This is a genomic window from Pectobacterium peruviense (assembly GCF_002847345.1).
Taxonomy (GTDB): domain Bacteria; phylum Pseudomonadota; class Gammaproteobacteria; order Enterobacterales; family Enterobacteriaceae; genus Pectobacterium; species Pectobacterium peruviense.
The window spans coordinates 242650-256320 of record NZ_LXFV01000005.1 but is presented as its reverse complement, the minus strand read 5'-3'; the positions used below and the strand labels follow the sequence as shown (position 1 = coordinate 256320).

The following is a 13671-nucleotide window of genomic DNA, read 5'->3' as shown; positions in this document are numbered from 1 at the left end:
GCGTGTGAAAAAAGGTCGATTTTTGAGAATGACTTCTCTATAATCTTGCGACCCCACGTTACAACAAAGTTTTTTTCCCAAAAACTTTATAGTGCCGGCAATGGCTATTCGAAGGGGTAGGTTTGCTGGACTTGATGGTCGTGTGAGCCTCAACTGTTTTCGAGCGTTAGGGTGTTCACCAACGTGTAACTAATTATTGGGTAAGCTTTTAATGAAAACTTTTACAGCTAAACCAGAGACCGTAAAACGTGACTGGTACGTTGTTGATGCGAACGGTAAAACTTTAGGCCGTCTCGCTACTGAACTGGCTCGTCGTCTGCGCGGCAAGCATAAAGCGGAATACACCCCGCACGTTGATACGGGTGATTACATCATCGTTCTGAACGCTGACAAAGTTGCTGTAACTGGCAACAAGCGTACTGACAAGATTTATTATCATCACACCGGTCACATCGGTGGTATTAAACAAGCGACCTTTGAAGAGATGATTGCCCGCCGTCCTGAGCGTGTGATTGAAATCGCGGTTAAAGGCATGCTGCCGAAGGGCCCGTTGGGTCGTGCTATGTTCCGTAAACTGAAAGTTTACGCGGGCACCGAGCACAATCACGCGGCACAGCAACCGCAAGTTCTGGACATTTAATCGGGATTATAGGCAATGGCTGAAAATCAATACTACGGCACTGGTCGCCGCAAAAGCTCCGCCGCTCGCGTGTTCATCAAACCGGGCAGCGGTAACATCGTTATCAACCAGCGTAGTCTGGAACAGTACTTCGGTCGCGAAACTGCCCGCATGGTAGTTCGTCAGCCGCTTGAACTGGTCGACATGGTTGGTAAATTTGATTTGTACATCACCGTTAAAGGTGGTGGTATCTCTGGTCAGGCTGGTGCGATCCGTCACGGTATCACCCGCGCTCTGATGGAGTATGATGAGTCCCTGCGTGGCGAACTGCGTAAAGCTGGTTTCGTTACTCGTGATGCTCGTCAGGTTGAACGTAAGAAAGTCGGTCTGCGTAAAGCACGTCGTCGTCCTCAGTTCTCCAAGCGTTAATTTCTGGCTGCATTGTAGCGAAATCAATGCAAAAAACCCGGTGCTGGTCACCGGGTTTTTTATGTCTAAAAATAATTTCCTCGAAATATACGCTTTACTTTCCGTATGTTAGCGATGAAATTGCGCTTATGCCCCCACAAAACGAACAAAATCTGATAAGCTATTAGCCGATTTTATGCCTGTGTGCCAGCTATCGCGTAGTCGTTTAAAACGATGGATTTTATCAGGTGACGTTTACACATTGGCGAGCAGAATTTCGAATAGCGGTTTGCAGGTTATTCACTGCGTAGTTATTCGCCATATTATTCTCAATAAACTTGGAGGTTTTCATGGCTGTCGCTGCCAACAAACGTTCGGTAATGACGCTGTTTTCTGGTCAGTCCGACATTTTTAGCCATCAGGTCCGCATTGTATTGGCGGAAAAAGGTGTGAGTGTCGAGATTGAGCAGGTTGACATGGATAATCTGCCTCAGGATCTTATTGACCTCAATCCTTATGGTTCTGTGCCGACGCTGGTCGATCGCGAACTGACGCTCTATGAATCACGTATTATCATGGAGTATCTGGATGAACGTTTCCCTCATCCGCCGTTAATGCCAGTCTATCCGGTTGCACGTGGTAACAGCCGCCTGATGATGCATCGCATTGAGAGCGACTGGTATTCTTTGCTGAAGAAAATTACGCATGGCAACGCTCAGGAAGCGGACGCAGCGCGTAAGCAACTGCGTGAAGAACTGCTGGCCATTGCCCCAGTGTTTAATGAAGCGCCTTATTTCATGAGTGAAGAGTTCAGCCTGGTGGATTGCTATCTGGCTCCGCTGCTGTGGCGTCTGCCGCAGTTAGGCATTGAACTGAGTGGTTCGGGCGCGAAAGAACTGAAAGGCTATATGACACGCGTCTTTGAGCGTGATGCGTTCCTGGCTTCCCTGACGGAAGTAGAACGTGAAATGCGTTTGCAAACCCGAGGTTAAATTGTATGGCGTTGTCTCAACTGTCTCCGCGTCGTCCGTATTTATTACGGGCTTTTTATGATTGGTTGTTGGATAACCAATTAACGCCTCATCTGGTGGTCGATGTGACCCTGCCGGATGTTATGGTGCCAATGGAGTTCGCCCGTGACGGCCAGATTGTGCTGAATATCGCACCGCGCGCTGTTGGTGGCCTTGAGTTAGCTGATGACAGCGTTCGTTTCAATGCCCGTTTTGGCGGCGTACCGCGCCAGGTTCATGTGCCGATGGCGGCCGTAATGGCGATCTACGCTCGTGAGAATGGGGCTGGAACGATGTTTGAGTCCGAACCTGCTTACGAAGGTGCAGGTGAATATGAAGACTTTCAGGAAGGCGCGCCCTCTTCAGGGACGATCATGTCGATTGTCGATAGCTCACCTGATTCTGAAGCACCTGACGATGGTTCCGGTTCTGATGATGAACCACCACAGCCGCCTAAAGGTGGCAGACCCTCTCTACGGGTCGTAAAATAATCCGTTCCTAAGGGCACCACTGCGGTGCCCTTTCTTATTTCGTATCGTTAGCAAAATATGCCGTTAATTGAACACCATTCCGCCATCAATCAATAGCGACTGTCCTGTCATATAGTCTGAGTCATGGCTGGCCAGATAGGAGACACAGGCGGCGACATCTTCTGGTTCGGATAGACGGCCCAGTGTGATGCGTTTGGCGAATTCTTCCGTCGCATAGCCACGCGGTTTTCCTGCGGACTCAGAGATCTTCCGATCGATTTCATCCCACATTGGCGTTTTTACGATACCCGGACAGTAACCATTGACCGTGATACCCAGCGGCGCTAAATCGCGTGCGGCAGTTTGCGTTAAGCCACGAACCGCGAATTTACTTGAGCTGTAGACGGCGAGTTCGGGGTTGCCGACATGTCCAGCCTGTGAGCAAGCATTGATGATCTTGCCGCCATGACCGAGAGATTTGAAGGCATCGAGTGCCGCCTGAATGCCCCAGATAACGCCTTTGACGTTGATGTTATAAACGCGATCGACAACTTCTGGCGTGATATCTTCAATCAGGGTTGAGGGAGCAACACCGGCGTTATTGACGATGACGTTAAAGTCACCAAAGCGCTTTTTAGTTTCTGCGACGGCGGCGAAAACCGCTTCACGATCCGCGACGTCTGCCTGTAGTGCGATGGCCTGCCCACCGGATTTTTCGATTTCCTGTGCCACGCTGCGCGCTGTTTCTTGGTTATAGTCCACGATGGCGACGGCAAAACCGTCTGCCGCCAGTCTGAGAGCAATAGCACGGCCAATACCTTGACCGCCTCCTGTTACAAGAGCCACTTCGACTGTCATATTTCCTCCTTAATGAAATCCAATCTCAATAAAGACAAGTAAATGCCGGAGGTAAGTGTAGGCCTTTCGCGTGATATTGCAGGATTTATTACGAAAAGTTCTTTAAAGCGAAGTGGAAAGATGAAGAGTTTATTAGCTCATCTGGTGTGAAATTCTAAAGAAAAAAATAGCGTGGTTATTGTCGGTTGCTAACAGACGCTTAAGGTTAAAGTTGGAAAAAGAAAAGGGCAGCTAGCGCTGCCCTCAAGAGACGTGGTGCGTTTCTACACTTCCAGATAGTTCATGATGCCATCAGCGGCTTTACGACCTTCTGCGATGGCGGTAACCACCAGATCGGAACCGCGTACTGCGTCGCCACCCGCAAAAATTTTCGGGTTGCTGGTCTGGAAAGCGTTGTCACAACTTTCTGGTGCAACAATGCGCCCTTGATCGTCCAGTTTGACGTCATGTTCTTCCAGCCACGCCATTTTGTGCGGACGGAAGCCGAACGCCATAATGACCGCATCGGCTTCCAGTACGTGCTCGGAACCCTCTACGATTTCAGGACGGCGACGCCCGTTGGCATCAGGTACACCCAGCGCGGTACGGGCCATTTTCACACCGCACACTTTGCCAGCGCCATTGACCTCGACGCTCAACGGTTGCAGGTTGAATTTGAACTCGACGCCTTCTTCACGCGCGTTTTTCACTTCGCGCTTGGAGCCCGGCATGTTCTCTTCATCACGGCGATAGGCACAGGTAACGTGCGTTGCGCCCTGACGAATTGAAGTGCGCACGCAGTCCATCGCGGTGTCACCACCGCCCAGCACCACAACGCGTTTCCCTTGCATGCTGATGTAAGGCTCGTCTGCTGCGGCTTCAAAGCCCATCAACTGCTTGGTATTGGCGATCAGGAACGGCAGAGCATCATAAACGCCCTGAGCATCTTCATTGTCCAATCCGCCACGCATAGACTGATAAGTGCCGACACCGAGGAATACCGCATCGTACTCGTCCAGCAGCGCGTTCATTTGTACGTCTTTGCCGACTTCGATATTCAGACGGAATTCGATCCCCATCTCGGTGAAGATTTCACGGCGTTTCACCATCACCTCTTTTTCCAGCTTGAAAGAGGGGATGCCGAAGGTCAGCAGGCCACCGATCTCAGGATGACGATCGAAAACCACGGCCTGTACGCCACTGCGTGCCAGCACATCGGCACAGGCCAGCCCAGCAGGGCCAGCGCCGATGATAGCGACGCGTTTGCCTGTCGGTTTGACGTTGGCAACGCTCGGTTTCCAGCCCATCTCGATCGCTTTATCATTGATATAACGTTCGATGTTGCCGATGGTGACCGCGCCGAACTCATCATTCAGCGTACAAGACCCTTCACACAGACGGTCCTGCGGGCATACGCGGCCGCAAACTTCCGGCAGGCTGTTAGTCTGGTGCGATAGCTCAGCCGCTTCGATAATGCGGCCTTCGTTCGCCAGTTTCAGCCAATTCGGGATGTAGTTATGTACTGGACATTTCCATTCACAGTAAGGGTTTCCGCATGACAGGCAGCGATCTGCCTGTGCTTTGGACTGGCTTTCTGAGAACGGCTCGTAGATCTCAACAAATTCAATTTTACGAATCTTCAGCGGTTTCTTGGGCGGATCAACGCGCTGTAAGTCGATAAACTGGTAAACATTCTGACTCATGATGACCTCTTACTGCGCCTGAACCCGCAGCTCGGCTGCGGAACGACTACGGTGACCCAACAATGCCTTCACATCACTTGACTTCGGTTTCACCAGAGCAAATTTCGGTGCCCAGGTCGGCCAGTTAGCGAGGATCTCTTCTCCGCGGTGTGAACCGGTATTCTGTACATGCTCGGTGATCAGGCCACGCAGATGCTCTTCATGAATAGCCAGCTCTTCCACATCCAGCACTTCTACCAGCTCTGGGTTAACGCGTTTGCGGAATTCACCGTCTTCATCCAGCACGTAGGCGAACCCGCCGGTCATGCCTGCGCCAAAGTTCACGCCGGTACGACCCAACACGCAGACGATACCACCCGTCATGTATTCACAACCGTTATCGCCGATGCCTTCTACCACGGTGATACAGCCGGAGTTACGCACGGCGAAACGCTCACCTGCACGGCCTGCGGCAAACAGCTTGCCACCAGTGGCACCGTAGAGGCAGGTGTTACCGATGATGCTGGCTTCGTGACTGCGGAAGGCCGAACCCACCGGAGGACGCACGGAGATGCTACCGCCCGCCATGCCTTTGCCCACGTAGTCGTTGGCATCGCCAGTTAATTTCAACTCCAGACCACCTGCGTTCCAGACGCCAAAGCTTTGTCCTGCGGTACCGGAGAAGTAAGCTTTGATTGGATCGCCAGCGAGCCCTTGATCGCCATGTTTCTCGGCAATCGCGCCAGACAGCGTCGCGCCGACAGAACGATCGGTGTTGCGGATATCGAAGTAGAGCGCTTTGCCCTGTTTCGCATCGATGTGCGGCTGTGCCTGTGCCAGCAGTTCTTTGTTCAACAAGCCTTTATCGAACGACAGATTGCTTTCAGTGCAGTACAGCGCTTTGCCCGGCTGAGGCTGTGCGGCGTGCAGCAGTGGCGACAGATCCAGCTTGTTCTGTTTAGCACTGAAACCGTCCAGCTCAACCAGCAGGTCGGTGCGGCCAATCAGATCCACCAGATGGCTGACGCCCAGTTCTGCCATCAGCACGCGGGTTTCATGTGCGATGAAGTGAAAGTAGTTGGTCACACGCTCAGGCAGGCCGTGGTAGTGATCGCGGCGCAGTTTCTCATCCTGCGTTGCAACACCCGTTGCACAGTTATTCAGGTGGCAGATACGCAGGTATTTACAGCCCAGCGCAACCATTGGTCCAGTGCCGAAGCCGAAGCTTTCAGCACCCAGAATCGCCGCTTTGACGATATCCAGACCGGTTTTCAGGCCGCCGTCCACTTGAAGGCGAATTTTGTGACGCAGGCCGTTGGATACCAAAGCCTGCTGTGTTTCAACCAGACCCAGTTCCCACGGGCAACCCGCATATTTCACTGAAGACAGCGGGCTTGCACCCGTACCACCGTCGTAACCGGCGATGGTTATCAGGTCGGCATACGCCTTGGCAACGCCGGTGGCGATAGTACCCACGCCCGGCTCGGATACCAGTTTTACCGAAATCATCGCTTTCGGGTTGACCTGCTTAAGATCGAAAATCAACTGCGCCAAGTCTTCGATAGAGTAAATATCGTGGTGTGGCGGAGGTGAAATCAGCGTCACACCCGGTACGGAATAGCGCAGACGAGCAATGTACGGCGTGACTTTATCACCCGGTAACTGACCGCCTTCACCCGGTTTCGCACCCTGTGCCACTTTAATCTGAATCACATCGGCGTTGACCAGATAGGCTGGCGTCACACCAAAACGACCAGAGGCAACCTGCTTGATACGGGACACTTTATTCGTGCCGTAACGCGCCGGATCTTCACCACCCTCACCAGAGTTGGAGAAACCGCCTAGGCTGTTCATCGCTTCTGCCAGCGATTCATGCGCTTCGGGGCTGAGTGCACCGATAGACATCGCTGCGGTATCGAAACGTTTGAACATTTCAGAAGCCGGTTCGACGCTGTCGATAGCGATGGCCGCGCCTTCTTGCGGTTTTAGCGCCAGCAGGTCGCGTAATGTTGCCGCTGGGCGCTCGTTCACCAGTTTGGCGTATTGTTCGTAATCGCTGTACTCGCCAGTTTTCACCGCAGTTTGCAGCGTCGTGACGACATCCGGGTTATAGGCATGATATTCGCCGCCGTGAACAAACTTCAGCAGGCCACCCTGTTCCAGCGTTTTGCGCTTCAACCAGGCACGTTTGGACAGGTTCAGCAGATCCTGTTCAAAGTCGCTGTAGTTTGCTCCGCCGATGCGGCTGACTACGCCCAGGAAGCACTGCGTCGACACATCTTTATGCAGACCCACAGCTTCAAACAGCTTAGAGCAGCGATAGGATGCAATCGTCGAGATGCCCATTTTGGACATGATTTTGTACAGGCCTTTATTGATGCCGTTACGGTAGTTCAGCATCACGGCGCGATAAGGTTTGTCGATGGTGTGGTTATCCACCATCCGTGCCAGCGTTTCGTAGGCGAGGTAAGGATAGATAGCCGTCGCACCAAAGCCTAACAGCACGGCAAAGTGGTGCGGGTCGCGTGCGCTGGCGGTTTCAACAATGATGTTAGCATCGCAGCGCAGACTCTTTTCTACCAAACGGCGCTGAACAGCACCTACGGCCATTGGCGCAGGGACAGGCAAGCGTGATTCGCTAATGCTACGGTCGGACAGCACCAGCAGAACGGCACCGTCTCTGACTTTGCTCTCTGCTTCGTCACACAGTTTTTCGATAGTCTGTTGCAGCGTTTGCTGCGACGGATCAAACGTCAGATCCAGCGTGTCGGCGCGATAGTGCAGTTCATCCTGCGACGTCAACTGTGTGAAGTCGGAGTAAAGCAGGATGGGCGATTTAAAGCTCAGACGGTGAGCCTGACCTTCTGCTTCACAGAAGACGTTCATTTCACGGCCAATGCTGGTCGCCAGTGACATTACATGTGCTTCGCGCAGCGGATCGATCGGCGGGTTGGTGACCTGCGCGAACTGCTGACGGAAGTAGTCATAAATGATGCGCGGACGGCTCGACAGCACGGCGAACGGTGTGTCATCGCCCATGGAGCCAGTGGCCTCCTGACCGTTTTCGCCCAGTACGCGGATGACCTGATCCAGCTCTTCACTGCTGTAGCCGTACTGTTTCTGGTAGGTTTCCAGCAGCTCATCGTTGAATTCACGACTGCCGACCTGATCGTCTGGCAACTCTTCAAACGGCACCAGACGCTTAACGTTTTTCTCCATCCACTCTTTGTAAGGGTGGCGGCTTTTCAGGTCGTTGTCGGTTTCGGCAGAGTGCAGGATGCGACCGCTGCGGGTGTCGATCACCATCAGTTCGCCAGGGCCAACGCGGCCTTTTTCAACCACTTCATCCGGCTGATAATCCCAGATACCGACTTCGGACGCGCAGGTGATCAGCTTGTCTTTGGTGATGACATAGCGCGCGGGGCGCAGGCCGTTACGATCTAGGTTACAGGCCGCATAGCGCCCGTCGGACATAACGATACCGGCTGGACCATCCCACGGCTCCATGTGCATGGAGTTAAAGTCGAAGAAGGAGCGCAGTTCAGGGTCCATATCCGGGTTGTTCTGCCAGGCTGGCGGAACGAGCAGGCGCATGGCGCGGATGATATCCATCCCGCCGCTCAGGAACAGTTCCAGCATGTTGTCCAGCGAGCTGGAGTCAGAACCGGTTTCGTTGACGAATGGTGCGGCATCCTGCAAATCTGGGATCAGCGGGGTTTTGAATTTATAAGCACGCGCGCGTGCCCATTGGCGGTTACCCGCGATGGTGTTGATTTCACCGTTGTGCGCCAGATAGCGGAACGGCTGTGCCAGCGGCCAGCGGGGTACGGTGTTGGTTGAGAAGCGCTGGTGGAACAGGCAAATTGCCGATTCCAGACGCAGATCGGCCAGATCGAGGTAGAAACGTGGCAGATCCGCTGGCATGCACAGACCTTTATAGATCGTGACCAGATTGGAGAAGCTACAAACGTAGAACTCTTTGTCTTCGATACGCTTTTCGATACGGCGACGCGCCATGAATAGGCGGCGTTCCATATCACGTTGACGCCAGCCTGCAGGGGCGTTAACGAAAATTTGCTCAATGCGCGGCATAGATGACAGGGCAATTTCACCCAGCACATCCGGGTTGGTCGGAACTTCACGCCAGCCCAGTACGGACAGCGTTTCATTCTGCAACTCTTCTTCTACAATCCGACGCGTGGCGCGAGCCAGCTCTTCGTCCTGATTGAGAAACATCATGCCAACGGCGTAGTTTTTGGCTAAACGCCAGCCGTGCTCTTCCGCCACCAGACGGAAGAAACGATCGGGCTTCTGAAGTAATAAACCGCAGCCGTCGCCAGTCTTGCCGTCAGCAAGGATTGCGCCACGGTGCTGCATGCGTGCGAGTGCGTGAATAGCGGTACGCACTACTTTATGGCTCGGCTCACCTTCTATATGGGCGATTAATCCGAAACCACAGTTATCTCTCTCTTGGGATGCATCGTACAACATATTAGTGAACCTCCCCAGGCTCTGTGTGACTCTCACAACCTACTGCGAGAAAGCACCGTGGCGTTGAGCGGCTAGTATTGCGCTCTCTTCTTCGGCCTCTCGTGACGGTCTCACAAGTGGTAAATGACTTGTTTTTAGAGGGAGTCTTCATTTACTGCATAAATATGACGAATCATGGACCCGTCAGGAAAGCTTCCAGCGGATTCCCAAATTAGCGAGAAACCCTGTTCAGGTCAAATACCAGTGCAAAATGTGCTGATAAGCGATAATTTTTAATTATACATATGAAACGTAATGATTTTTTTAGAAAAACTATCTCGGGAAGTGAATATAGGATCTAATTGAAGTGTGAGCTGTATCACTATACAAAAGCGTGAGAACCCTTCTCCATGCTACGTTCTTTCTGCGTTCTAGAATATTCTGCTGTATATGGCTACTTTTAGATTTTATGAAACTATTTTTAAGTATTGCTTCATCTTTTCATTAAGCCTGCCTGCGGGATAAGAAAAATTAATTAGCACGGACGTGAGTTTATTTTCACTAAAAGCGAATAAAAATGCATTTCATTGGGATGTGTGTGATTGATCGCGGTCATCGCGAAGGGGGCGAGAGAAAGGTAGTCTGCTGTTCCTCAAGGGAGCAGGCTAGAATATGCAATTGCAAAAATTAATCAATATGTTTGGCGGAAATCTTCAACGTCGCTATGGCGAGAAGATCCACAAGCTGACGCTGCACGGTGGTTTTAATTGTCCTAACCGTGATGGCACGCTGGGGCGAGGCGGGTGTACGTTCTGTAATGTCGCCTCGTTTGCCGATGAGCAGATGCAGCAACGCAGTATTGCGCAGCAGCTGGAAGCGCAGGCAGGAAAGGTGAATCGGGCCAAGCGCTATCTGGCTTACTTTCAGGCGTATACCAGTACCTATGCCGAGGTTCAGGTGCTGGAAAGCATGTATCAGGAAGCGCTGAAACAGGCCGAGATGGTAGGGATTTGCGTGGGGACTCGCCCCGACTGCGTGCCCGATGCGGTGCTGGATTTGCTGTCTCGTTATCACGATCGAGGCTATGAGGTTTGGTTGGAACTCGGGTTGCAAAGTGCCTGTGACAAAACGCTGCATCGTATTAATCGTGGGCATGACTTCGCCTGCTATCAGGAAACCACCCGTCGCGCGCGTGAACGCGGCTTGAAGGTGTGCAGCCATCTGATTGTGGGTTTACCGGGAGAAGACGCACAGCGCTGTTTAACGACGCTGGAGCAGGTGGTCGAGACTGGGGTGGAAGGCATTAAGCTGCACCCTCTCCATATCGTGGAAGGCAGCACGATGGCGAAAGCCTGGCGAGCCGGAAGGCTGCCCGAACTGGCGCTGGAGCGCTACGTGGAGACGGCAGGAGAGATGATTCGCCATACGCCGCCGGATGTTATCTATCACCGCATTTCCGCCAGCGCCCGCCGCCCGACCCTGCTGGCACCGCTCTGGTGTGAAAACCGCTGGACGGGCATGGTGGAACTGGACCGCTATCTGCAAATGCATGGCGTACAAGGTTCCGCGCTCGGCATGCCCTACCGCTATGCTGATGTGTAATACGTCAAAATACACGGGCAGTAGAAGCCGATATTTCATGTTGTGAATCTACGGGGTAGCGCCGTATAAGCCGCTATTTTACGTTATGATGCGCGGGTGGGTGTCTAAGGGAAATCGCTATGAAGCAAATTCGTCTGTTGGCTCAGTACTATGTTGATTTGATGGTAAAACTGGGGCTTGTCCGTTTTTCACTGCTGCTGGCCTCGGTATTGGTGCTGCTGGCGATGGTGGTGCAAATGGCGGTCACGCTATTGCTCAGCGGAGAGGTCGAAAATATCGACGTTGTCCGCTCCATTTTCTTCGGGCTGCTGATTACGCCCTGGGCCGTTTATTTCCTCTCCGTGGTGGTGGAACAGCTTGAAGAGTCGCGTCAGCGGCTGTCGAAGCTGGTGGCGAAACTGGAAGAAATGCGCCATCGGGATCTGGAGCTGAATGTGCAGCTTCAGGAGAACATCGCGCAGCTCAATCAGGAAATTGCCGACCGTATCAAAGCGGAAGAGGCCCGTGTGCTGGTGATGAGCCGGCTTAAAGAAGAGATGTCCCGTCGCGAACAGGCGCAGATTGAGCTGGAGCAGCAATCTGCGTTGCTGCGCTCGTTCCTCGATGCCTCGCCGGATCTGGTTTATTACCGTAACGAAGAAAAAGAATTCTCCGGCTGCAACCGCGCGATGGAACTGCTGGTGGGCAAAAGCCAGAAGCAGCTCATCGGCCTGACGCCGCAGGATGTTTACTCCCCCGATATTGCTGAGAAAGTCATGGAGACGGACGAGAAAGTGTTCCGCCATAACGTTTCTCTGACCTACGAACAGTGGCTGGTTTATCCCGATGGGCGTAAAGCCTGTTTTGAGCTGCGCAAAGTGCCGTTTTATGACCGGATGGGAAAACGTCACGGGCTGATGGGATTTGGACGCGATATAACGGAGCGTAAGCGTTACCAGGACGCGTTAGAGAACGCCAGTAGGGAGAAGACCACTTTCATCTCAACAATCAGCCACGAGCTTCGTACGCCGCTTAATGGCATTGTCGGCTTAAGTCGCATCCTGCTGGATACGCAACTTGACCCTGAACAGCAAAAATACCTGAAAACCATCCACGTCAGCGCGATTACGCTAGGTAATATTTTTAACGACGTGATTGAGATGGACAAACAGGAGCGCCGCAAGGTGCAACTGGATAACCAGCCGATCGATTTCACGGGCTTTCTGGTGGATCTGGAGAACCTCGGTGGTCTGCTGGCGGAACCGAAAGGCTTAAAGCTGATTATGGATCAGCACCAGCCTTTGCCGCAGAAAGTGATTACCGACGGAACGCGCCTGCGGCAGATTCTGTGGAACCTGCTCAGTAACGCAGTGAAATTCACACCGAAGGGTGAGAACGGCGAAAAGGGCGAAATTGTGGTGCGCGTCTGGCATGAAAAGGGCGATCGCCTGCGCTTCGAGGTTGAAGATTCAGGGATGGGCATCCCAGCAGATGAATTGGAAAAAATCTTCGCCATGTATTATCAGGTCAAAGACCAGCACGGTGGGAAGCCAGCAACGGGATCGGGGATCGGTCTGGCGGTGTCGAAGCGTCTTGCACAGAACATGGGGGGAGATATTCATGTTTCCAGTACACAAGGTAAGGGCTCCTGCTTCACCCTGACGGTGATTGCGCCGAGCGTCGATGAGGCGGGAAGCGGTCTGGAAGACGATGATGATTTGCCGCTACCGGCGCTGCACGTTCTGCTGGTGGAGGATATCGAACTCAACGTGGTGGTTGCGCGTTCGGTGCTGGAGAAGTTGGGTAATAGCGTAGACGTCGCGATGACTGGGCAGGAAGCGCTGGACATGTTCGATCCCGATGAATTCGATCTGGTGCTGCTCGATATCCAACTGCCGGATATGACCGGGCTAGATGTGGCGCGTCAGATACGTTCGCGCTATAGCAACCGCAGCCTGCCGCCGCTGGTGGCGCTGACGGCGAATGTGCTGAAGGACAAACGTGAATATCTGGATGCGGGTATGGATGACGTGCTTAGCAAACCGCTGTCGGTGCCTGCGCTAACGGCCGTCATTAAGCAATACTGGGATACTCACACGGTATTGGCGGAAGAGCCGATGGTTGAAGAAGGTGATGAAATGGCACAAGCAAAAGAAGATCTGCTGGATATCCCGATGCTGGAACAGTATCTGGATTTGGTGGGGCCAAAACTGATTCACCAAAGTCTGGAGATGTTTGAGCAGATGATGCCGGGCTATCTGGCGATTCTGGATTCCAACATGACGGCGCGTGACCAGAAAGGCATTACGGAAGAAGGTCACAAAATTAAAGGCGCGGCGGGTTCCGTCGGGTTACGACACCTGCAACAGGTTGCCCAGCAGATTCAGACGTCATCGCTGCCAGCATGGTGGGATAACGTGCAGGAGTGGGTCGATGAACTTAAGCATGACTGGCGTCATGACGTTCAGGTACTGCGTGATTGGGTAGCAAAAGCAGAAAAAGAGTCCTGATGCGGTCTTTGTGCTGACTGCGGCCACAAGGATGTGGCGAGTAAAACGGGTAGAAAATTTTTTTCTGTATCACGCGATATCATG

At 52.8% G+C, this 13671-nt stretch carries 9 protein-coding genes; 6 read left to right on the top strand and 3 right to left on the bottom strand.

Annotated elements, in window-relative coordinates; translation table 11 throughout:
* The first annotated feature begins 211 nt into the window (after nt 1-211).
* The 4 genes from rplM to sspB all read left to right on the top strand — a co-directional run bounded on the left by rplM (nt 212) and on the right by sspB (nt 2528).
* On the top strand, nt 212-640 hold the full coding sequence (rplM, locus tag A0G03_RS05330) for a 50S ribosomal protein L13 (protein WP_005975488.1): 429 nt from the start codon (nt 212-214) through the stop codon (nt 638-640).
* Nucleotides 641-655: 15 nt separating this feature from the next.
* A complete protein-coding gene (gene rpsI / locus A0G03_RS05325) occupies nt 656-1048 on the top strand; it encodes a 30S ribosomal protein S9 (RefSeq protein ID WP_011091939.1) in 393 nt (130 codons plus the stop codon).
* A gap of 329 nt (nt 1049-1377) precedes the next feature.
* Entirely contained in the window at nt 1378-2019 is a 642-nt protein-coding gene (gene sspA / locus A0G03_RS05320) for a stringent starvation protein SspA (RefSeq protein ID WP_048258372.1), read from the top strand.
* 5 nt (nt 2020-2024) lie between these two features.
* Entirely contained in the window at nt 2025-2528 is a 504-nt protein-coding gene (gene sspB, locus A0G03_RS05315) for a ClpXP protease specificity-enhancing factor (RefSeq protein ID WP_048258373.1), read from the top strand.
* Nucleotides 2529-2591: 63 nt separating this feature from the next.
* Here the strand turns inward: sspB and A0G03_RS05310 are convergent, their stop codons facing one another.
* The 3 genes from A0G03_RS05310 to gltB form a co-directional block, all read right to left on the bottom strand.
* Entirely contained in the window at nt 2592-3365 is a 774-nt protein-coding gene (locus A0G03_RS05310) for a (S)-acetoin forming diacetyl reductase (RefSeq protein WP_048258374.1), read from the bottom strand.
* 263 nt (nt 3366-3628) lie between these two features.
* The gene (locus A0G03_RS05305; protein ID WP_048258375.1) at nt 3629-5047 is read right to left on the bottom strand and encodes a glutamate synthase small subunit; all 1419 of its coding nucleotides are present in this window, start codon (nt 5045-5047) and stop codon (nt 3629-3631) included.
* Between the two features lie 9 nt (nt 5048-5056).
* Nucleotides 5057-9517 carry a glutamate synthase large subunit gene (gene gltB / locus A0G03_RS05300; RefSeq protein ID WP_048258376.1) on the bottom strand — a complete coding sequence of 1487 codons (4461 nt, stop codon included), beginning with the start codon at nt 9515-9517 and terminating at the stop codon, nt 5057-5059.
* Between the two features lie 651 nt (nt 9518-10168).
* On the opposite strand from gltB, the gene mnmL reads away from it, so the two are divergent.
* A complete protein-coding gene (mnmL, locus tag A0G03_RS05290; RefSeq protein ID WP_048258377.1) occupies nt 10169-11098 on the top strand; it encodes a tRNA modification radical SAM protein MnmL/YtqA in 930 nt (309 codons plus the stop codon).
* A 119-nt stretch (nt 11099-11217) separates the two neighbouring features.
* A complete protein-coding gene (gene arcB, locus A0G03_RS05285) occupies nt 11218-13587 on the top strand; it encodes an aerobic respiration two-component sensor histidine kinase ArcB (protein WP_048258378.1) in 2370 nt (789 codons plus the stop codon).
* Nucleotides 13588-13671 lie beyond the last annotated feature (84 nt).